Annotated in this window: 18 protein-coding genes and 1 riboswitch; of the genes, 5 read left to right on the top strand and 13 right to left on the bottom strand. The window is 39.8% G+C overall.

Annotated elements, in window-relative coordinates:
* Positions 1–175 precede the first annotated feature (175 nt).
* Both RMB13_RS03005 and RMB13_RS03010 read left to right on the top strand, forming a co-directional pair.
* Entirely contained in the window at positions 176–751 is a 576-nt protein-coding gene (locus tag RMB13_RS03005) for a DUF805 domain-containing protein (protein WP_311084381.1), read from the top strand.
* A gap of 112 nt (positions 752–863) precedes the next feature.
* Positions 864–1,838 carry a mechanosensitive ion channel family protein gene (locus RMB13_RS03010; protein ID WP_005038043.1) on the top strand — a complete coding sequence of 325 codons (975 nt, stop codon included), beginning with the start codon at positions 864–866 and terminating at the stop codon, positions 1,836–1,838.
* Here RMB13_RS03010 and RMB13_RS03015 read toward each other — a convergent pair.
* The 5 genes from RMB13_RS03015 to prfB form a co-directional block, all read right to left on the bottom strand.
* A complete protein-coding gene (locus RMB13_RS03015) occupies positions 1,835–2,545 on the bottom strand; it encodes a 16S rRNA (uracil(1498)-N(3))-methyltransferase (RefSeq protein WP_311084382.1) in 711 nt (236 codons plus the stop codon). The two genes, RMB13_RS03010 and RMB13_RS03015, sit on opposite strands and share 4 nt — an antisense overlap.
* Positions 2,542–3,834 carry a 3-deoxy-D-manno-octulosonic acid transferase gene (locus RMB13_RS03020; RefSeq protein ID WP_311084383.1) on the bottom strand — a complete coding sequence of 431 codons (1,293 nt, stop codon included), beginning with the start codon at positions 3,832–3,834 and terminating at the stop codon, positions 2,542–2,544. The genes RMB13_RS03015 and RMB13_RS03020 overlap by 4 nt, the downstream gene beginning before the upstream one ends.
* 157 nt (positions 3,835–3,991) lie before the next feature.
* Positions 3,992–5,050: an alkene reductase gene (locus RMB13_RS03025; protein WP_005038037.1), complete on the bottom strand. Its 1,059-nt coding sequence runs from the start codon at positions 5,048–5,050 to the stop codon at positions 3,992–3,994.
* A 30-nt stretch (positions 5,051–5,080) separates the two neighbouring features.
* A complete protein-coding gene (locus RMB13_RS03030; protein WP_002121891.1) occupies positions 5,081–5,383 on the bottom strand; it encodes a helix-turn-helix transcriptional regulator in 303 nt (100 codons plus the stop codon).
* Between the two features lie 221 nt (positions 5,384–5,604).
* A protein-coding gene (gene prfB, locus RMB13_RS03035; protein ID WP_100222431.1) for a peptide chain release factor 2 occupies positions 5,605–6,700 on the bottom strand; the annotation gives its coding sequence in 2 pieces (ribosomal slippage) (positions 5,605–6,627 and positions 6,629–6,700; 1,095 coding nt in all).
* A 206-nt stretch (positions 6,701–6,906) separates the two neighbouring features.
* Here prfB and RMB13_RS03040 point away from each other — a divergent pair.
* The gene (locus tag RMB13_RS03040; RefSeq protein ID WP_311084384.1) at positions 6,907–7,764 is read left to right on the top strand and encodes a putative porin; all 858 of its coding nucleotides are present in this window, start codon (positions 6,907–6,909) and stop codon (positions 7,762–7,764) included.
* A gap of 335 nt (positions 7,765–8,099) precedes the next feature.
* Positions 8,100–8,867 (top strand): putative porin, encoded by a 768-nt coding sequence (locus RMB13_RS03045; protein ID WP_005038035.1) that lies wholly within the window; start codon positions 8,100–8,102, stop codon positions 8,865–8,867.
* Positions 8,868–8,918: 51 nt separating this feature from the next.
* Here the strand turns inward: RMB13_RS03045 and recJ are convergent, their stop codons facing one another.
* From recJ to RMB13_RS03070, 5 genes are all read right to left on the bottom strand, one after another.
* Positions 8,919–10,619, bottom strand: a complete 1,701-nt coding sequence (gene recJ / locus RMB13_RS03050; RefSeq protein WP_132070601.1) for a single-stranded-DNA-specific exonuclease RecJ — start codon at positions 10,617–10,619, stop codon at positions 8,919–8,921.
* A complete protein-coding gene (pdxH, locus tag RMB13_RS03055; protein ID WP_151744165.1) occupies positions 10,620–11,276 on the bottom strand; it encodes a pyridoxamine 5'-phosphate oxidase in 657 nt (218 codons plus the stop codon). It abuts the gene before it with no gap.
* Between the two features lie 10 nt (positions 11,277–11,286).
* Positions 11,287–12,624 carry a phosphoglucosamine mutase gene (gene glmM, locus RMB13_RS03060; RefSeq protein WP_132070605.1) on the bottom strand — a complete coding sequence of 446 codons (1,338 nt, stop codon included), beginning with the start codon at positions 12,622–12,624 and terminating at the stop codon, positions 11,287–11,289.
* A gap of 149 nt (positions 12,625–12,773) precedes the next feature.
* A complete protein-coding gene (gene guaB, locus RMB13_RS03065) occupies positions 12,774–14,240 on the bottom strand; it encodes an IMP dehydrogenase (protein ID WP_003654069.1) in 1,467 nt (488 codons plus the stop codon).
* A gap of 203 nt (positions 14,241–14,443) precedes the next feature.
* Complete coding sequence (locus RMB13_RS03070) at positions 14,444–15,241, bottom strand: MBL fold metallo-hydrolase (RefSeq protein WP_035358290.1); 798 nt, start codon at positions 15,239–15,241, stop codon at positions 14,444–14,446.
* 228 nt (positions 15,242–15,469) lie between these two features.
* Here RMB13_RS03070 and RMB13_RS03075 point away from each other — a divergent pair, with 228 nt between their 5' ends.
* On the top strand, positions 15,470–17,635 hold the full coding sequence (locus RMB13_RS03075; RefSeq protein WP_311084385.1) for a TonB-dependent siderophore receptor: 2,166 nt from the start codon (positions 15,470–15,472) through the stop codon (positions 17,633–17,635).
* Positions 17,636–17,694: 59 nt separating this feature from the next.
* Here RMB13_RS03075 and RMB13_RS03080 read toward each other — a convergent pair whose 3' ends face one another.
* The 3 genes from RMB13_RS03080 to RMB13_RS03090 all read right to left on the bottom strand — a co-directional run bounded on the left by RMB13_RS03080 (position 17,695) and on the right by RMB13_RS03090 (position 20,901).
* Positions 17,695–18,270: a TMEM165/GDT1 family protein gene (locus RMB13_RS03080; protein ID WP_311084456.1), complete on the bottom strand. Its 576-nt coding sequence runs from the start codon at positions 18,268–18,270 to the stop codon at positions 17,695–17,697.
* A gap of 15 nt (positions 18,271–18,285) precedes the next feature.
* A riboswitch (yybP-ykoY riboswitch) is annotated at positions 18,286–18,471 on the bottom strand.
* A 28-nt stretch (positions 18,472–18,499) separates the two neighbouring features.
* Complete coding sequence (locus tag RMB13_RS03085; protein ID WP_281835817.1) at positions 18,500–18,778, bottom strand: hypothetical protein; 279 nt, start codon at positions 18,776–18,778, stop codon at positions 18,500–18,502.
* 149 nt (positions 18,779–18,927) lie between these two features.
* On the bottom strand, positions 18,928–20,901 hold the full coding sequence (locus RMB13_RS03090; RefSeq protein ID WP_311084386.1) for a 2-oxo acid dehydrogenase subunit E2: 1,974 nt from the start codon (positions 20,899–20,901) through the stop codon (positions 18,928–18,930).
* Position 20,902: the final 1 nt, after the last annotated feature.

Raw genomic sequence — 20,902 nt, forward strand, 5'->3', positions numbered from 1 at the left:
GTCATATATTAACCACTTACTCAAGCATACGAAATTGTGAACATTTTTATAAAATTAAGTTGATTTAAAACATTTGTCTATAGCTTTTACTTTTATAATTTTTTCAAGATTTGATGGTTTTGATCATCAACAAAGATTATTTTGTCTCTCATACGCAACACAGGAATAAAATAATATGTTTGCCCAAACAACCTCCTCACGCCCGCCACAGCTCCCTTTTAAAGATAGTCCTTTTTCAATTCATGGGCGCTTTAATCGCATGAGCTATTTAGGTGGGTATGGACTCATCTATTTGCTTACCATAGTAGGCTACTTTATTTTGGCCTCGTTTCTTGGAAGTTTTCAGCTATCCAGCGATCTATTTAATTTTGAATTTTATAGCTCTCTTTCTGGAGCCAGTGCTTTAGTAGTCTGGGCTTTTTGGCTATTTCTGATCTATCTCAATATTGTTCTTGTTGTTCGACGTTTACACGATCTAAATAAGAGTGGCTGGATGGGGTTGCTGTTGCTCATTCCGGTTGTTCAATTCTTTTTTATGATTTATTTACTGCTTGCCTCAGGTACAGCAGGTACCAATCAATATGGTCCTGTTCGACCTTCAACGTTTATAGAAAAGCTCATGGCTTGGCTTATTTTAGTGGCTATTTTAATTAGCCTCATTTCAACAGCAGGAATTTTTTATTATTTCTCAGGAACCGATACCCTAGAGACACCGACACAAATCTTACAAAAAGGAACGGAATACTTTTAATTAAAAAACACTTTATTATTCAGATGAACTCATTATAGTAGGCGCACATTTTATCTCCTACTATGATGAAAGCTGAAAATTGCTTTCATAATTTTTTTAATTGAGACTTGTCGTGGCTGATGAACAAACATCCTTAACAGATGTCGCAAAAAATACAGGCGAACTTTTACAAGAGGCGGGTACTAAAACCACTCAAACAGTTTTAGCCCATACTGAAAAGTATCATGATGCCTATACCACAATCGATAAAATTGTGGATAGCTTCTGGGAACGTGTGCCTTATATTTGTATTGCGATTATCGTTTTTATTATTTTTTGGCTACTGACCAAATTATTTAAATTCTTTGTTCGCAAAACCTTAGAAAACCGCTCTTACACGCGTCAAAACCTTGTGCTTGTGTTGAACCGTGTAGGCAGTACAGCGATTCTATTCTTTGGCTTCTTAATTGCTTTAGTTATCTCGATTCCTGGGTTTACACCAGGCCAATTAATGAGTGCTCTAGGAATTGGTTCTGTCGCAATTGGTTTTGCATTTAAAGATATCTTTCAGAACTTACTCTCTGGTATTTTAATTTTACTCAGCGAACCTTTCCGTATTGGCGATGACATTATTGTCAACAACATGGAAGGAACCGTAGAAGATATTCAAATCCGTGCGACCTTTTTACGTTCACCCGATGGCCGTCGTATTGTTATTCCTAACGCGACTGTTTACACCAGTGCAGTAACTGTAAATACTGCATATCAACGTCGCCGCTGTGAATTTGTAGTCGGAATTGGCTATGAAGACGATGTCCAAAAGGCAAAAGCTGTCATTCTTAAACTACTCGACAACAGCCGTAATGTGCTTAGCCAACCTGCATTTTCGGTCAACGTAACGGCTCTTGCAGATTTCTCTGTCAATCTAACCGTTCGTTGGTGGGTAGACACAACGGAAACAACCACCTCTGCTTCGATTAGTGAAATTCAGGAATTGGTTGTAGATGCATTTGATGAAAACAACATCTCAATTCCATATCCGGTACAAGAAGTAAAAGTGTATCGTGGTGATCAACCAACTGAAGAAACTGTTAAGCCAAATGCTTAAGCTGCGAATAAGCGTCCTAAAATATAAGAAATAGACGTTTCAGTTCTTAAAATACGGTTGCCTAAGCTCACTGCTTGGCAGCCGTTTTTTTTGAGTAAATCAACCTCATAAGGGATAAAACCACCTTCGGGTCCGACCACAACGCTACAGGCGTGATCAATATTAATTGGCATACTTTGCTCTGCATATGGATGGGCCACATAGGCAGGGCACTCTTCTGAAATAAATGTAGGTAAGACATCTTCAACAAAAGGCTTAAAGCGTTTATACATTTGAATTCCAGGAACAATCGTGTCCCCTGCTTGCTCAAGTCCCAAAGTAACGTAGTTGTCGATTTGCTGTAAAAAGGGAGTCTGCCAGTAACTTTTATCGACCCGATAACTATGAATCAGACTAATTTTTTCAACACCTAAAGTCACACTGTCCATAATTAAACGGCGTAAAACTTTAGGTCTGGGTAATGCCACAATTAAATGAACCGGAATTTTTGCAGGTACAGCTTCTTCACTGATAGGTCGAAGACAGACTTCTTGCTCGTTAATCGAAACAATTTCCGTGATATAACGTGCGCCGTTACGAATACCAACTTTTAGATTTTGGCCAACCGTAATATCAAGATGTTCACGTAAATGCTGTAATTGGCGCTTTGAGCGAATTGACCACGTGTCTGACTGAATATCTTCAGGCTCTAGTAAAACGATATTCATGGCTTTTCGGCCAAATACCGGTTAATTACGCCAATATGTTTTTGCAATGAGCCTTGATTACGTTGTAAGACTTTATGTGCTTGCTCGACCACTTGTTGGGTCTGATCAGGTTCAGCTAAACAAGCCATCCAGATTGCTACAACTTGCTCGGCGTCTTGGGCAATCAGTACACCATTTTCATCAATGAATTCATCAACAATCGTTTGGAAGTTAAAATAACGTGGTCCAATTACTGTGGGAACATTTAAAACCATAGGCTCTAAAATATTATGTCCACCGCCCGGCTCATTTAAAGAACCGCCCACAAAACACACCTGACTTAAGGCATACCATAACCAAAGCTCCCCCATACTATCAGCTAGATAAACCTGTGTACTGGTATGAATACTTTGGTTCAAACTTCTACGATGAGTAATTAAATCTAAGTTTTGGCAAATTTCAAATACTTCATCGAAACGTTCAGGATGTCGAGGTACAACAATACAAACTAAATCTGGATCTGACTTTAAATAAGGCTGAAGTGCCTGCAAAATTTGTTGTTCTTCGGGTGCATGTGTACTGGCAATTGTCAGGACTTTGCGTTGCCCCAAATACCATAGCTGGTGTAGCTTTGCAGCCTGATTTACAAACGCTTCAGGGGCATGAATATCAAATTTAATATTTCCAACCACCTGACTTTTTTGTTGATCTAAGCCAAGTTCTACATAACGTTGTCGAGTCGCATTATCTTGTGCCAACACCCAGTCAATTTTTTTCAGCATTCCTGCTGTTAGACCTGTAACTCGCCCATAACCCTTCGCTGATTTTTCTGATAACCGTGCATTTAATAATAAACATGGAACATGCTGCTGTTTGGCCTGATCAATTAAATTTGGCCAAAGTTCTGTTTCAACCAATGCTAAAAGTTTTGGCTGATACAACTCAAAAAATTGTTTTAAAAGATGCTTCTGATCAACAGGCAAATAAACTGCTTGAAACAAGTCTAAATAAGGGGCTTTTAAAAATAACGATTTGGCACGTGCCTGCCCCGTTTTAGTCGTGTTGGTCACTAAAACAGGTTGTCCAAGTTTAAGATAATGCTCGATTAAAGGCTGCGCGGCGTTAGTTTCTCCAACCGAGACAGCATGGAACCAGATTGCTCTCACATTCTTCGGAGATTCAAACGGCCCAAATCTTTCAAGACATTCCTGATTATATAATTCCTGGCTTTCTGCACGTTTTTTTATCCGCCAGCGGTAAAAGGGTTTTAATAAATGAAGTGCGGTGTTGTACCAAAAAGGGGTCGCCAAGCGGTTTGCCTCAAATAGTCAAAATTTAAAAACTGGGGAAAATATAACATAGATAGAAAAAATGGCAGAGTTTCGATACCTAAACTCTACCATTACAAGAAAAGCGATTTACTGAGTTCATAAATAAACTAGTCAGTAAACAGTCATTTCAAAAAATTTACGAAGCTTCTAGCGTTGGATAGTCTGTATAACCTTCAGCGCCTTTAGCATATAAAGTCGTTGGTTGAAGTTCATTTAAAGGCAAGTCTTGCTCTAAACGCTGTAAAAGATCTGGGTTGGCAATATATGCTTTACCAAAAGATACTGCGTCAGCTTCACCATCACGCAAAATACGTTTTGCCGACTCTGGTGTTAGATTTTCATTCGCAATCCATACACCGTTAAATTTTTCACGAAGTTTTGGACTAATGCTGTCGGCAGCTTCATATTCACGAGAGAAAATGAAAGCAACATTACGTTGATTCAATTGCTCAACGACATAACCAAATGTCGCTAACGGATTTTCATCACCCATATCGTGCGAATCACCACGCGGTGCAATATGAACACCAACTCGGCCAGCGCCCCACACTTCAATAAACGCATCAATCACTTCTAATAATAAACGTGCGCGGTTTTCAACTGGACCACCATACTCATCATTACGTTGGTTGGTGTTACTTTGAAGGAACTGGTCAATTAAATAACCATTTGCCGCATGTAACTCAACACCATCAAAACCAGCTGCTTTAGCCAATTCTGCTGAATGTTTATATTGAGCTACAACCTCCTTAATTTCTTCAATTGAAAGCGCGCGTGGCGTTACATATGGACGTTTAGGACGTAATAAACTCACTTCACCCGCAGGTTGAATCGCACTTGGTGCAACAGGAGTATCACCATCTAAAAGCTCAGGATGCGAAATACGGCCTACATGCCATAGCTGAGCTACAATTTTTGAACCTTGAGCATGCACTGCCTCAATAATTTTATTCCAAGCCTGTGCCTGCTCTTGTGACCATAATCCTGGAGTTTCTGCATAACCCACAGTTTTTGAACCAATCACTGTCGCTTCAGTCAAAATAAGACCAGCATTTGCACGCTGTTGATAATATTCAACCATTAAATCATTCGGTACTCGGCTTTCACCACTACGCGCACGCGTTAAGGGAGCCATTACCAATCGATTTTTAATTTCAAAATCACCAACCGTTAAAGGAGTATTGAGTTCAGCCATAGTCGCCTCGACTTACACTTTAAATAGTAATTAAAGTGTTTGTTTTAAATGTTCGATATATTGCTGAATCAAAGCTTCGTTACGTGAAAAATAAGACCATTGACCATATTTTTGGACCTGAATTAGGCCCGCCTGTTGTAAAACAGACAAATGATTAGACATTGTAGACTGTGCTACTTTACCCAATCGTTCAATATGACCTGCGCAAACACCCTTCTCAAAACTACCACCGCACTCTTCCACCGGTAAATAATGCGCTGGTTCTTTCAACCATTGTAAAATTTGCCGACGTAGCGGATTGGAAAGGGCTTTGCTAATTGCATCAATATCCATAGGCTCAACACGTCTTTTAAACGAACAAAGCTTTATTCAGCATTTCGAAAACATCATATCGCATTTTTGCGATATTCATATCTATTTTTTCCGATATTCATATCGCATTTTTTCGATTAACATTTGAAGGCTGAACTGCTTTGCCGTTTTAATCGCTAAAAATCCAAGAGTTCTACATATTCATAGATGAACTGTATTTAAACTAAAAGTTCAGCAGACTCTTATAAACCTTGTTTTAAGCTCGCCTCAATAAAGCGATCAAGGTCACCATCAAGAACAGCACCCGTATTAGAGTTTTCAACGCCCGTACGTAAGTCTTTAATACGCGAATCATCTAATACATATGAACGAATCTGGCTTCCCCAACCAATATCAGACTTCGAGTCTTCTAAGGCTTGAGCCGCTTCATTACGTTTTTGCATTTCCAACTCATACAGTTTCGCACGTAACTGTTTCCATGCATGGTCACGGTTAGCATGTTGTGAACGTTGGTTCTGACACGCCACCACAATACCTGTTGGAGTGTGAGTCAAACGAACTGCCGAATCGGTTTTGTTAATATGCTGACCACCAGCACCAGATGCACGGTAAGTATCTGTACGAACATCCGAAGGGTTGATATCAATTTCAATATTGTCATCAACTTCTGGGGAAATAAACACCGCAGAGAATGAGGTATGACGGCGGTTACCACTGTCAAATGGGGATTTACGAACTAAACGGTGTACACCTGATTCAGTGCGTAACCAGCCATAGGCATATTCACCTTCAACACGAATCGTTGCAGACTTAATGCCTGCTACATCGCCATCAGATACTTCCATGAGTTCAGCTTTGAAGCCATGACGTTCAATCCAGCGCATATACATACGTAATAGCATAGATGCCCAGTCTTGCGCTTCAGTACCGCCCGAACCTGATTGAATCTCGACATAGCAAGGATTCGGGTCCATCGGGTTGCTAAACATACGACGGAATTCAAGTTTAGCCAGTTCATCTTCGGCAGCGCCAAGCTCAGACTGAACATCTTCAAGTAGGCTTTCATCGTCGGCTTCTACGGCCAAATCTAGCATTGCTTTTGCATCTTCAAGCTGTGTTGACAAGCCATCCAATACATTAATAACGTTTTCTAGTTCGCCCTTTTCTTTCGCCATTGCCTGAGCACGGCTTTGGTCATTCCAAATCGCAGGGTCTTCTAACTCACGTAAAACTTCTTCTAAACGTTCTTTTTTCAGATCGTAGTCAAAGATACCCCCGTAGTGTTTGGCTACGATCAGTTAAGTCTTTCAATTGGTTTAGATAAGGATTAATTTCCACGCGAGTGTTCCCATAAAAGCAGATAAACAGTCGATTATTTTAGCATAGCTTGCCATTCTCAAACAAAAGGACTAAAACTTATTGTTTTTATTATTTTAATCGTGATAAACAAATATAATAATATTGATTAATATTATAAAAACATATTAAAATTAACAACTTAAAATCTTAATAACTTTACAACATTCATTACTAGAGTTTTTCTCATGAAAAAATCAAATATTTTATTCGCAATCCTTACTGCTACATGTGCTTTCAATGCAAATGCCTATCAAACTGAAGTTGGTACAATGTACGAATTTACAGATATGGATGGGGGAGAAAATAATAGCTTCGGTATTAACGGCAAATATTATTTTAATCCAGTAGAAGCAAAAACTTTCCCTTTAGCTGAAGCTGCTTTTTTAAATAAATCTTCAAATATTGGACTAGGATATGCATATAGCAAACTAGAAGATGATGAAGATTCTGGAAAACTCGAATTTAGTTCTGTAGGTATTACAGGTGAATACTTTATTCCAAATACCCCACTCTATTTATCAGGAGCATTTAACCGTACAAAAACCGAAGCCACTGCAAATGATTTTGGTTCGGTTGATGATAGTGGTAACGGCTATGCTGTAGAGGTCGGTTTCTTACCAACCGATGGCTTATTATTGGCTGCTGGTGTAACAGATTTGTCTGAAAGTTTTGATCCAATGCAAGCAGCTAAATATGGCTTTATTACTTCGTTCTCAAATTCCGCAGCCGTAACTGGTGAAGATGATGATACAGCCGTAACTCTACGTGCGAAGTATGTAACTCAAATTTCTGGTTTTTATACTAATTTTGAAGGCCAAACTTATATTGGAGATGAAACTACTTATCGTTTAGGTGCAGATCTTTATCTTGATCCAACTTTAAGTATTGGAGCATCTTTTGCAGACTCAACAGCAGAAGATTCAGATACAATTTTTAGTCTTCGCGCACAAAAATTCTTTACACCACAAGTAGCAGTAGGCTTAACTTATACGACTGTTGAGGATGCTGATTCTTTTGGTATTAATGGAACATTCCGTTTCTAATTCATAAGAATTTATTAATTAAAGATATAAACGCTTGGATAGATTTATCTGAGCGTTCTTCAGTTCATTTTAAGATTAATTGGTAACATCCTCATACAAAATTGGGTACTTTTACAGCAATTTTTATGATCTACACAAAATCTCCTCAATTTTAATAAAATAAAACATTATTAACTTTTATTTAATAATCAATAATTTAAATAGATCAAGTTTACATAAAAAACACATAGTTACAGTATGGTTACTTGAGCAAGATTGACGCATAAGCATTTTGGTCTAGACTAAAAGTTGTAACAAAACATTTATAAAATCGCTTTTTAGAGGGGAGAGATTCCATGAAAAAACTAGCAATTGCATCAGCTCTTTTATCTGCACTGGCAGTAAGTGGCGCAGCAAACGCTTACCAAGCTGAAGTTGGTGGTTCTTACAATTATCTTGATCCAGATGACGGCAGCAGTGTAAGCAAATTCGGTGTTGACGGGACTTATTACTTTAATCCCGTTCAAACTCGTAACGCTCCACTTGCTGAAGCAGCTTTCTTAAGCCGTGCAAGTAATGTTAACGCTCTTATCAACTATGGCGATAACAGCGGTACTAAAGACACTCAGTATGGCGTAGGTGTTGAATACTACGTTCCTAACTCAGATTTCTACCTTAGCGGTGATGTAGGCCGTAATGAGCGTGAAATCGATAACACTAATATTGATAGTAAAGTTACGACTTATGCAGCTGAAGTAGGTTATTTACCAGCTCCTGGTTTATTACTTGCTCTAGGTGTTAAAGGTTACGACGAAAAAGACGGTAAAGACGGCGCTGATCCAACAGTTCGTGCTAAATACGTAACTCAAGTAGGTCAACATGACGTAAACCTTGAAGCGTTTGGTGCGTTTGGTGACCTTGACGAATATAAAGTTCGTGGTGACTACTACATCGATAAAACTTTAAGTCTTGGTGTGGATTACTACAATAACGACTTAACTGATAAAGATGAATTTGGTATTAATGCTAAAAAATTCTTAAATCAACAAGTAAGTCTTGAAGGTCGTATTGGTTTCGGTGACAACGACAACACTTATGGTGTTCGTGCAGGATACCGCTTCTAATATCGCTTAAAAAGCACATAAAAAAATCCGCTCTAATGAGCGGATTTTTTTTTATTGGTTTAAATGCACAATACGCAATTGCAAATTTACATTGCCATTAAATGCATTACGATCCATTTCATATACTAAATGAACTTCATCTCGCATAGGATTAAATTCAAAACGACCAGCTGCATTAAATGCAATCGCATCAAAAGTATATTGATCTAGGGCTAATCTAAGTTTTAGATGTGTTTCTTTAAGCCAGCGATAATCGACGACCTTAAATTTCCCTTCAAACTGAGGAAAAGGGAATTTTTGCCCCCATGGTCCAAGCTGCTCTATCCAGTCCAATGTGTCTAGTTGCAAAGCAGAAGCTGGTAACTCTCCATCCGTCCATAGTGTTGCTTGGAATAGAGATTCTTCCATGGCTGCAACACAGCCAGTAAAAACAGTTTTAAAAGCATCAAAGTTTTCTTTTCGAATCGTTAAGCCAGCCGCTGCCGCATGTCCACCAAAATGGCTCACCAGTTCTGGATGTTGTTCAGCAACTTGTTCAATCGTATCTCGAATATGTACTCCATCAATTGAACGCGCAGAGCCCTTAATATGGATACCATCTTCATCTGGTGCAAAAACAATGGTTGGTCGATGGAACTGTTCTTTTAAACGCCCTGCTACAATCCCAATCACACCTTGATGCCAACTCTCTTCAAAGAGTACAAGGGCTTGTGGAATATCTTCTTTTGAAAGTTGCAAACTATCTAAAGCAGACAAAGCTTGTTGCTTCATCTCCCCTTCTATCTGGCGCCGCTCTATATTGAGTTGATTTAATTGCTGAGCAATTGGATAGGCAGTTTCCATATTCTCTGCAAGCAAACATTCAATCCCAATACGCATGCTTTCCATACGTCCAGCAGCATTAATCCGGGGTCCTATAACAAATCCTAGATCTTGTGCACGTAATGAACTTGCTTCTCTACCAGCAATATCCAATAGCGCTAAAATTCCAACTCGGCATTGGTGTTGTTGGATTCGCTTTACGCCTGCATCCACCAATATACGGTTGTTATAATCTAATACAGCAACATCGGCATAAGTCCCCAAAGCCACTAAATCTAGATATTGAGTGACTTTACTTGTACTTTTGCCTTGCTTGTTACGTAAACTTGCTAAATTCGCCAGCACATAAAATGCAACGCCAACACCTGCAAGCGCTTTACTTGGGAAATCACAACCTAACTGATTTGGGTTAACAACTGCTTGTGCTGGAGGTGTTTCTTTAGTTGTTAAATGGTGGTCGGTAATAATGACCTGCATATCCAAGGCCTGAGCAGTTTCCACACCTGCATGGCTGGAAATACCATTATCAACAGTAATTAATAGATCTGGTTGATAAGTTTGATGAGCAAGCTCTGCAATTGCAGGTGTAAGCCCATAACCGTACTTAAACCGATCGGGAACCAAATAATCGACTTGTGCCCCCATATCGCGAAGCACCAATACCATTAACGCGGTGCTGGTTGCTCCATCGGCATCATAGTCCCCGACAATAACAATCTTTTTCTGCTCATCAATGGCTTGATCCATTAATGCTACAGCGGTTTCTAGACCTTTGAGCTCTGGAGCAAGCAAATTCTTAAGCTTGAGCTCTAATTCCTGTTCAGATTGGACTCCACGTCTTGCCAAAATCTCGGCAATAAACGGCGGCACGCCCTGAAACTGTTCAGGGCGTGTCAATAAAGGTCTTTGTTTGATTTGTATTTTTGTCATTTAAGGCATCAGCCGGTGCAACATCCATTGACCGTCGATTTTTTCATAACTCAAGCGGTCATGTAAACGATTTGGTCGCCCTTGCCAGAATTCATAATAATCCGGTTGCAGACGATAGCCTCCCCAGAACTCTGGCTTATCAAGCACTTCACGACTTTCGACTTGCTGTTGTAAATCTTGAAAGCGCTGCTGTAACAGCTCTCTGCTTTCAATTTTACCACTTTGTGGAGTACTGATATGCGCTGCAATCTGGCTATCACGTGGCCGTTTACGATAGTAATCTGTAGATTCCTGTTCAGAAATTTTTACTACATGACCACCAACTCTCACCTGACGCTCTAGACTCGGCCAGTAAAATAATAATTCGGCATATGGGTTCTCTGCCAAATCTATACCTTTCTGACTGTCATAGTTAGTATAAAAATCATAGCCAGCTTCTGTAGCACCGCGCAACAAAACTGTTCGAACATGTGGTCTGCCATTGGCACCCGCTGTTGCTAACGACATGGCATAGGGTTCATGCAAATTGGCAGCTAGAGCATGGTTAAACCAACCAAGAAACTGCTGATGAGGGTTTGATTCAACCTGCCCCTCATACAACTCGCCTTGCTCATAGCTCAAGCGTAATTCACTTAAATCTTTGATGACATCACTCATGTCATGTACCTTATGCGACTTGTGCTTGTGAGCGAACTGAATCTGCTAAATGCTGAGCTAAAGCGTTCACTTCGTGCTCATCGTCACCTTCAACCATGACACGAATCACAGGCTCTGTTCCCGACTTACGAATTAAGATACGTCCACGGCCTTTAAGCTGTGCTTCTGCTTTATCAAATTCAGTAACCAATGCTGGAATAGAATATGGATCAAGCATTTGTTCTAAACGTACATTTAAGAGAACTTGTGGGAATAGTTTAAAGTCTTGAACCAATTCATGAAGAGCCTTATTTTGCTCGACCATCACAGTTAAAACTTGAAGTGCAGCGATAATGGCATCACCAGTCGTACTCTTGTCTAGAGTTAGAATATGACCAGAAGGTTCGCCACCTGTCACCCAACCATTTTCTTCTAAAGCCTGTAATACATAGCGGTCACCGACTTTTGCACGAACAAAATTAACATTTGCTTTTTCAAGTGCAACTTCAAGTGCCATATTACTCATGACAGTACCAACAATACCCGCTGGCTTATTTTGCGCCTGAGTCGCCAAAATATATAAGATATGGTCACCATCAATTAAGTTACCAAACTTATCAACCATCACAACACGGTCAGCATCGCCATCAAATGCAATTCCTAAATCTGCTTGGTGCTCAACCACTGCTTTTTGCAAGTGTTCAGGATGTGTTGAACCACAGCTTTCATTAATATTTAAGCCATCTGGTTCATTATATAAAGCAATGACTTTTGCACCTAGCTCACGAAAAACTGAAGGGCCAACGCTATATGCTGCGCCATGAGCACAGTCCAAAACAATCTTTAAATTATTTAAATCAAAGTGGTAAGGGAAAGTAGATTTACAAAATTCGATATAGCGACCATTTGCATCATTTACACGAACACTTTTACCTAAGTTTGCAGTGTCCTCAATGAATAAGTCTTTTTCTAATTCTTGATTAATTTCTTCTTGTAATGAATCAGGTAATTTTTTGCCTTCACTTGAGAAGAATTTAATCCCATTATCATAATATGGATTATGTGATGCAGAAATAACAATACCTGCATGTGCATGCAAAGCACGAGTAAGATGTGCAATTGCTGGTGTTGGTAATGGACCAAGTAGATGAACATATACGCCAGCAGCGTTTAAGCCTGCCTGTAAAGCAGATTCTAAAATATAACCAGATAAACGTGTGTCTTTTCCTAATACAACGAGCGGTTTATTTTTTGGACTCGTTCGTTTTAATACCTTCCCTGCAGCAAAACCGAGTTTTAAAGCAAACTCTGGAGTAATAGGCATCTGCCCAAATTTTCCACGAATACCATCCGTTCCAAAATAACTCATAGCTTATCTCATTCTTACGCCACTTCAGCGGTGGCACACTTCATATATGGCAATTCCGCCATATTTCTTTTCGTTAGATTTACTTTACACCAAAAACAAAAAGCCGTCAGTGTAATGACGGCTTTCTTCATTGTTTTGGTTACCAAAATCTAACCAACACGATAGTTTGGAGCTTCTTTAGTAATCGTTACATCATGAACATGTGACTCAGACATACCTGCTGAAGTAATTTTCACAAATTTCGCATTTTGGCGAAGATCTTCAATCACAGATGAACCTGTATAACCCATCGATGAACGTAAACCACCCATCATTTGATGAACGATGTTACCCATTGGGCCTTTATATGGAACACGGCCTTCAATACCTTCTGGTACTAACTTCTCAGCACCCGCTTTTGAGTCTTGGAAATAACGGTCAGCAGAACCGGTTGCTCCCGCCATTGCACCTAATGAACCCATACCACGATATGCTTTGTAGTAACGACCTTGGAAAAACTCAACCTCGCCAGGCGCTTCTTCAGTACCAGCTAAAAGTGAACCAACCATGATTGTACTTGCGCCCGCACCGATCGCTTTTGCCATATCGCCAGAGAAGCGGATACCACCATCTGCAATTAAAGGAATTTGATCTTTCAATGCATTAGCAACGCTGTCAATCGCAGAAATTTGTGGCATACCAATACCTGCCACAATACGTGTCGTACAGATAGAACCAGGACCAATACCAACTTTGACTGCATCTGCACCTGCATCTAACAATGCTAATGCAGCATCACCAGTTGCGATGTTTCCGCCAATTACTTGTACTTGAGGGAAGTTTTGTTTCACCCAACGTACACGTTCAATTACACCAGCTGAATGACCATGTGCTGTATCAACAACAATTACGTCAACACCAGCTTCAACCAACGCTTCTACACGACTTGGTGTATCAGCACCTGTACCTACCGCAGCACCAACACGTAAACGACCAAGATCATCTTTACAACTGTTTGGATAACTCTCAGCTTTACGGAAGTCAGTCACTGTAATTAAGCCTTTAAGTTCATTGCTCTCGCCAACGACCAAGACTTTTTCAATACGGTGTTTTTGCAATAATGCTTGAATATTTTCTTTAGACTCACCTTCACGTACAGTCACCAAACGATCTTGGCCTGTCATGATGTTGCTAACTGGTTGTTCTAAATTGGTTTCAAAACGTGTATCACGGCCTGTCACAATACCAACAACCTTGCCGTCTTTAACAACAGGTACACCGCTAATGTTATTAGCAGTGGTAATTGCAATCAGTTCACGTACTGTAGTTTCAGGCGTTACAGTGATAGGGTCTTTCACCATACCCGCTTCGAATTTCTTTACACGGCGTACTTCTGCAGCTTGAGCAGCAATATCCATGTTTTTGTGCAAAATCCCGATACCGCCATTTTGTGACATCGCAATCGCCATACGTGACTCAGTCACTGTATCCATTGCAGCAGAAACTAATGGGATATTTAAATGAATGCCGCGAGTTAAACGTGTCTTTAGAGAGACATCTTTTGGGAGAACAGTAGAGTAGGCAGGAAGTAATAAGACATCATCGAAGGTTAGCGCTTCTTGAACGATGGTCAGCATAACAATCTCACTGGTAAATTCCGTGAGCTATTATAAACAAATTTCAATGCAATTTTCATATTATCTTTGCCTTTTTCAGCAATAGATATCGGCCTACTCTAAATAATTCCCACTTAATTATACTTTTAGCTCTATTTTCTAGCTCTTATCTTTTTATAACCCAGAACTTCATCTGGGTTAATTATTAGAAATAATATTTAGATTTATGCAGGGCAACTAAAAATTTGCTCTGACATTAAATCGACACCACAAGGTAAAATTTCAATCCAATCTAAAAATTGATTAATCATTTCTTTACCAATAAATGGGCTGCCATGCTGTGGAACAATCATTTCAATATCCATCTGACGGACCATGTTGACCCATAAACGGATGACCTTATTTGAACACATATAGCGTTGGTGAAAAGCTTTCATTTTCATAACATGCGTATCGAAATCTTTCAAAGGTTGACTAGCGTCCTCAACAATCGAGGCCCCCATATCACCAGAAAACAAAATTTTAGCGACTGGATCATAGAACTGAAAATTACCCACCGAATGTAGAAAATGGGCTGGAACCACCACAAGCTTTGATTCTCCTAATTGAATCACTTGACCACGATCTGGTAGTTCAATAAGGCGATCTTCCCAATTCCCTTTCATGCGTTCACTCATGAATGCAGAATTTAGGTGCGGTAAAAATCGTGCCCATAATTTAGAAGCGACCACTTTGGCATCGGTATAGACTAACCAGCGTGGCATTGAAGTAATAATGTCTGGATCTTGATGAGAAGCCATCACATAATCCAGATTTTTCAATCGCGTATATTTATTAAGTTCCATAGTCAACGGAACATAGGTCAAATCGCCACCTGGGTCGATCACCGCAGCTCGTTCATGATCAATAATTAAAAATTGATTGGCTTGTATGCCTTCCCCTTTGACCAAACTGGTAAAACTAATACATTTATGTACGCCATTATCAAATAATATCTGCGATGTTGTTTTTTCAAACCCCATACAATTCCCCAAAAAAACTTTAAATATTAGATATTTTTATATCCATACTAAAATAAAGGGATTCGATAATTCTTGCAATGAATTGCTTTATTTTTCTCATAATATTTTAAAATAGCTTTTGCTTTTCTTATTTTATAAATGAATCATAATGTTATTTAAAATTAACTCACAATAAATTAAAATAATTCTCATTATCAGTTTTTGTCTTTTGCGCTGTCTAGGCCTCCCATGAACCAAGCACCTTATTTTTCAAGCTCCAAAACATTGTTAGCAGTTGCTATTTTTAGTTCGATGACAGCAAGTCATGCTGATGAAACAGCAGAACAAAAAAATTCGACCAGTGTGCTACCCACAATTTCTATTCAGGCGCAAAAAGAAACCACCTCCCCGTATGTCGCAACGAAAGCAAACTCTGCCTTAAAATCAGATGCGCCCTTGTTTAAAACTGCTCAGTCGGTTTCAGTAGTAACACGTGAACAGCTCGATCAGAAACAAGCAAGAACCTTAGCAGATGCACTTGAAGGTGTTGCAGGAGTAGAAGCTGGAAAACTAGGTCGTCGTGGTTGGGATGATTTCGTTATTCGCGGGCAGACATCTTCTGATTCGGTTTATGTAGATGGCTTAAGAGTCGGTCAAAGCTCACCAACTCCATCTGTAGCAGCTGAAATATCAGGTATGGATCAAGTACAAGTTTTAAAAGGTCCCGCATCTATTAATTTTGGTTTAGTTGCCCCAGGCGGTATGGTGAATCTAGTCACTAAACGCCCTGAAGCAGAAAACTTTGCACGCGCTAGTATGACTTATGGCAGTTACAGCCTTAAAGAAGGCACATTCGATTTAAACTATAGTCCTAATAATAGTGAAAAAGGTGCTTTCCGTTTAAATGGTCGTATCTCTGACCAAGATGACCCGACAGATTATGTATATTTTAAAAATTACTATATTTCCCCTTCTTACAACTTCGACTTAGGGGATAACACCGACCTTTCTGTCATCGCAAGCTATCAACATCGCGAATATATTCGTCAGCAAGGTTTACCTGTCATTGGGACATTAAAAGATAATCCTAACGGCGCTATAGACCGAAGCTTGTATATTGGAGATCCTAATTTCGGTAAATATGAGGCCGATGTTTACCGTACTGGTTATACGTTTAAACATGCTTTTGATAATGGCTGGAACTTCAATCAGAATTTTGCCGTACAAAAAACTGAAATGGATGGCACAGCTGTTTTTGCTCGAACAGGCACAAATTTCTGGGCAAAAAACAAACAAGGTGAAATCGACTACACGACCATTAGCCGTAAAAATAATAGCCGCCACCAAATTATTGATAACTTAAGTTTTGCCATCGATAACCGTTTAAATAAACAGTTTGATTTATATGGTATGCAACACGACGTTAATATTGGTGTAGATGCTTTTCAGGAAAAAAGTGACTACACCAATGATAAATATGACATTGGCGATTTAAATATTTATAACCCCGTTTATGGTCAAAACGTGACATTGACGCAAAATGTTCATGATATTAATCGCCTCAAATATTTAGGGCTCTATTTACGTGACCGTATTCAACTTAATGACCAATTGCTTTTAAGCTTGTCTGGACGCCAAGACTGGGCACAAACCCAAAGCACAAGTTTAGTTACAAGTAATGCGACTAAACAATCAGACAATGCATTTACGGGGAGCGCCTCTGTCATGTATACCCTTAATGACATTGTTGCTCCTTATGTCAGCTATGCCACTTCATTTACACCTAACAGTGGTACTGATGTAAATAACAATCCGTTCAAACCTGAAGAAGGGAAACAGGTTGAAGTCGGGATGAAGTTACAAAGCCCTAATCAACGAATTCAAGGCGCTATCGCTTGGTATGATTTAAAACGTCAAAATGTTTTAGTTACTGATACCGTGAATAGTGGCTATAAAGTACAACGCGGCGAACAGTTAACACGTGGTATTGAAACTGAACTCAGCGCAGAAATTTTAGAAGGCTTAAAATTAACGGCTGCATATACCTACACAATTGATGCGGAAATTAGTAAAGATGCGAACACGAGTAATGTAGGAAAAGCACTCGACAATATTCCTGAGCATGCATATAGCTTGTCAGCACGCTATAAATTTGATCCTGCATCAAAACTTGGTTGGTATGTAGGCGGCGGGTTCCGCGGTGAAACGTATAAAACTGTCGATGGCTTAGATGTTCATGTTCCAGGCTATACAGTCTTTGACACTGAAGCTGGCTATGACGCTGGGCATTGGGGCGCTCAACTTGCTATCCGCAATCTATTTGATAAAGATTACTATGCAGGTGCGCTGAATGAGAATTTAGTGACGCTCGGCAACCCACGCCAAATTAACTTCACAGTGAAATTTAACTACTAAAATGACCGACAAAACACGCACTCAAATTGAGTGCGTTTTTTATGGCGGCTTTAAATGTTTTAGAAGAAATAATGCTGCACTAAAGTAGAGACACCTACAATTAAGAAAATAGCCGCACCAATTTTATGAATGAGTGAGATAGATAAACGTTCAGCTAATTTATTACCAATAAATACAGCTGGTGCATTGGCAATTATCATACCTAACGTTGTACCCAGCATAACCCAGAAAATACTGTCGTAACGAGCAGCTAAGGCCACTGTTGCAATCTGCGTTTTATCGCCAATTTCAGCCAAGAAAAACAAGATAAAGGTTGCACCAAAAACACCAAATTTTTGCCATCTATTAATGCTATCTGTTTCATCATCTAACTTATCTGGAATAAGCATCCAGAACGCCATACCAATAAAACCACCAGCAAGAACCCAAACTAATATTTCGGGGCTCAAGACCGTCGTAATCCACTGTCCAAGCACAGCAGAGATACCATGGTTAATTAAAGTTGCTAACAGAATCGCAATGAGAATAGGGATTGGCTTACGGAAACGTGCAGACAGTAAAAGGGCAAGTAATTGAGTTTTATCGCCCATTTCAGCTAGGGCAACAATTGAGGTAGAAATCAGAAATTCTTGCATGTCGTTTCTCTGGCTAGCATAAATGCCCATGACCTACCCCTCCTGCTAGCCAAATATCTGCAGAGTGGTAAATCAAAGGTCTTGCCAACTCGGAAACGATGAGACGTTTAAGCTATGATGACCATGTTCTGTTGAACAATTATGTTGACCATCACCTATTCATTTAAAAATGAATAGCGGCTACTCCCCAATGAAGTATGTGCTTATTATATTCGAGCAGTTCTATTTTTCAAACAAAAAATTTTATCCACGCCCACACCAACAGCCGACCTAAGCCCAATAGTAAGGCTAAACAAATACTTAAGTTAATAAACCCCAAATTGTTAATGCCTGCTATGTGCTGTGACTGAAATTCAAATGGCAAAATAAGCATTGCTACAAATACTTCCAACCCCATTGCAACATAGGTCATCCATTCCCAAGGAAAGTGTAAAACACTGATCCATACCCCCATTAATAAAAATACAATCAATAGGATTGGTACCATGATTTTTAAAAAACCCACCATTTATTATTTCTCCTTTACCTAATAACGAGAAATTTCTCCTCTCTCTCGATAATTCATATCTAATCTTTAGATTAACCTAAAACCAATTAAATTAAATACCAAAATAAAAACCCCGCCGAAGCGAGGTTTTAATGATTCATTTCAAAATATTAGATTAATAAAGTACGAATATCTTTAAGAAGTTTCGTAAGTTTATTGGTAAAGCGAGCAGCGTCTGCACCATTAATTACACGGTGGTCATAAGACAATGACAGCGGCAACATTAAGCGTGGGTCAAAGTCTTTACCATTCCAAACCGGTTGCATCGTTGCAGGTGAAATACCCAAAATCGCAACTTGCGGCCAGTTTACAAGTGGTGTAAATGCTGTACCACCAATTGCGCCTAAACTTGAAATGGTGAAATTCGCACCTTGCAAGTCTTTCGGTGTTAATTTCTTATCACGTGCTTTTTGACCTAACACACCCAATTCAACTGCAATTTGCTTAATTGATTTTTGGTCTGGGTTACGAAGTACTGGCACAGTTAAACCATCAGGTGTTGCTACCGCAATTCCCATATGGATTTCATTGCGCAAGAGCACTGATTTACCATCATCAGATAGATGACCTGCGAACTCACGCTCTTCTTTCAACAAATACGCAACCGCTTTGATAATGAATGCCATAATCGTCAGGCTGATACCTTCTTTTTTGAAGTTGCCTTTCAGTTCATTACGCCAATCTTCTAACTCAGTAATGTCAGCCAAATCAAACTGGGTGACTTGCGGAATAAAGTTGTTCAATGACAATTGCGGAATTGATACTTGCTGCAAACGCGTCAGTACTTTTTCTTCCACGCCACCAAACGCAGTGAAGTCAGGAAGCTTTGGCAAACCTGAAACTGCTGGTGTAGCCGCAGCTACTGGAGCCGCTTGTGGTGCAGTTAAACGAGTCTTCACATAAGCAAAGATATCTTCTTTAATTACACGACCATGCTCACCAGAAGTTTTAACTTGTGACAAAACCACACCAAGTTCACGAGCAAGCTTACGAACAGCAGGGCCAGCATAAACTTTAGCGTTTTCAGCTTCTTGCTCTTTCGTTAACTTATCACTACCAGAAACTGGAGCAGATACAGCCTGAGTCGGAGCAGGAGCTGCCGCTTTAGGTGCTGCTGTCTGTGGGGCTGGAGCTACTTCTGCTTTTGGCGCTGGAGCTGCCGCAGGTGCTTGACCTTCCGCTTCAATTGTTGCAAGCAAAATACCTTGTGAAACTTGTTGACCTGCTTGCAAGTGAATCGCTTTCACAATGCCCGCAACAGTACTTGGAACTTCTACAGTTGCTTTATCAGACTCAACAACAACAAGGCTTTGGTCTACATCAACTTTATCGCCAACTTGTACCAAAATTTCAGCAACAACTGCTTTATCTACACCCAGATCAGGAACGTTAATATCAACTGGACCAGATTGAGTAGCAGCTGCTGCTACAGTTTCTTGTTGAACTGGTGCAGGCGCTGCCGCTGGGGCTGCTGTAGAAGCAGGAGCTTCAACTGGCGCACTTGATGCAGATGTTGTTTTCACTTTAATGAGCACAACACCTTCTTTAACTGTATCGCCTTCTTTAACTTGAATGCTTTCTACAGTACCAGCAACACTGCTTGGCACTTCTACAGTTGCTTTGTCAGATTCAACAACAACGATGCTTTGCTCAACATCGATTTGCTCGCCAACTTTTACTAAAATTTCACCAACTAGTGCTTTTTCAACACCAATATCTGGAACTTGAACTTCAACCACTTGGCTAGTGGTTGCAGTTGCTGGTTGTGCAGCAACTTGTGGAGCTGTAGCAGGTGCTTCTTTTTCAGCTGCTGGTGCAGGTTTTGCAACTTCTTCTGCTTGAGCTACAGGTGCAACACCCTCAGCTTCAAGTTCAAACAATACCGTACCTTCAGTTACGCTATCGCCTTCTTTGATCAAGATGCTTTTCACTACACCTGCTGAAGTGCTAGGCACTTCAACAGAGGCTTTATCTGACTCAAGCAAAACAAGGCTGTCATTTTCAGCAATGCTATCGCCAACTTTAACCAAAATTTCAGCAACAACTGCTTTATCTACGCCAATATCAGGGGTCTTAATTTGCATG

The sequence above is a fragment of the Acinetobacter sp. V102_4 genome (assembly GCF_031799005.1).
Classification (GTDB): Bacteria; Pseudomonadota; Gammaproteobacteria; order Pseudomonadales; family Moraxellaceae; genus Acinetobacter; species Acinetobacter calcoaceticus.

Excerpts from the sequence above, each read along its gene's own strand:
- RMB13_RS03025 (WP_005038037.1), bottom strand. The coding sequence starts at position 5,050 with ATGGCTGAACTCAATACTCCTTTAACGGTTGGTGATTTTGAAATTAAA.
- RMB13_RS03005 (WP_311084381.1), top strand. The coding sequence starts at position 176 with ATGTTTGCCCAAACAACCTCCTCACGCCCGCCACAGCTCCCTTTTAAA.
- glmM (WP_132070605.1), bottom strand. The coding sequence starts at position 12,624 with ATGAGTTATTTTGGAACGGATGGTATTCGTGGAAAATTTGGGCAGATG.
- guaB (WP_003654069.1), bottom strand. The coding sequence starts at position 14,240 with ATGCTGACCATCGTTCAAGAAGCGCTAACCTTCGATGATGTCTTATTA.
- RMB13_RS03040 (WP_311084384.1), top strand. The coding sequence starts at position 6,907 with ATGAAAAAATCAAATATTTTATTCGCAATCCTTACTGCTACATGTGCT.
- RMB13_RS03080 (WP_311084456.1), bottom strand. The coding sequence starts at position 18,270 with ATGCAAGAATTTCTGATTTCTACCTCAATTGTTGCCCTAGCTGAAATG.
- recJ (WP_132070601.1), bottom strand. The coding sequence starts at position 10,619 with ATGACAAAAATACAAATCAAACAAAGACCTTTATTGACACGCCCTGAA.
- RMB13_RS03070 (WP_035358290.1), bottom strand. The coding sequence starts at position 15,241 with ATGGGGTTTGAAAAAACAACATCGCAGATATTATTTGATAATGGCGTA.
- RMB13_RS03030 (WP_002121891.1), bottom strand. The coding sequence starts at position 5,383 with ATGGATATTGATGCAATTAGCAAAGCCCTTTCCAATCCGCTACGTCGG.
- RMB13_RS03045 (WP_005038035.1), top strand. The coding sequence starts at position 8,100 with ATGAAAAAACTAGCAATTGCATCAGCTCTTTTATCTGCACTGGCAGTA.
- RMB13_RS03015 (WP_311084382.1), bottom strand. The coding sequence starts at position 2,545 with ATGAATATCGTTTTACTAGAGCCTGAAGATATTCAGTCAGACACGTGG.
- RMB13_RS03075 (WP_311084385.1), top strand. The coding sequence starts at position 15,470 with ATGAACCAAGCACCTTATTTTTCAAGCTCCAAAACATTGTTAGCAGTT.
- pdxH (WP_151744165.1), bottom strand. The coding sequence starts at position 11,276 with ATGAGTGATGTCATCAAAGATTTAAGTGAATTACGCTTGAGCTATGAG.
- RMB13_RS03085 (WP_281835817.1), bottom strand. The coding sequence starts at position 18,778 with ATGGTGGGTTTTTTAAAAATCATGGTACCAATCCTATTGATTGTATTT.
- RMB13_RS03090 (WP_311084386.1), bottom strand. The coding sequence starts at position 20,901 with ATGCAAATTAAGACCCCTGATATTGGCGTAGATAAAGCAGTTGTTGCT.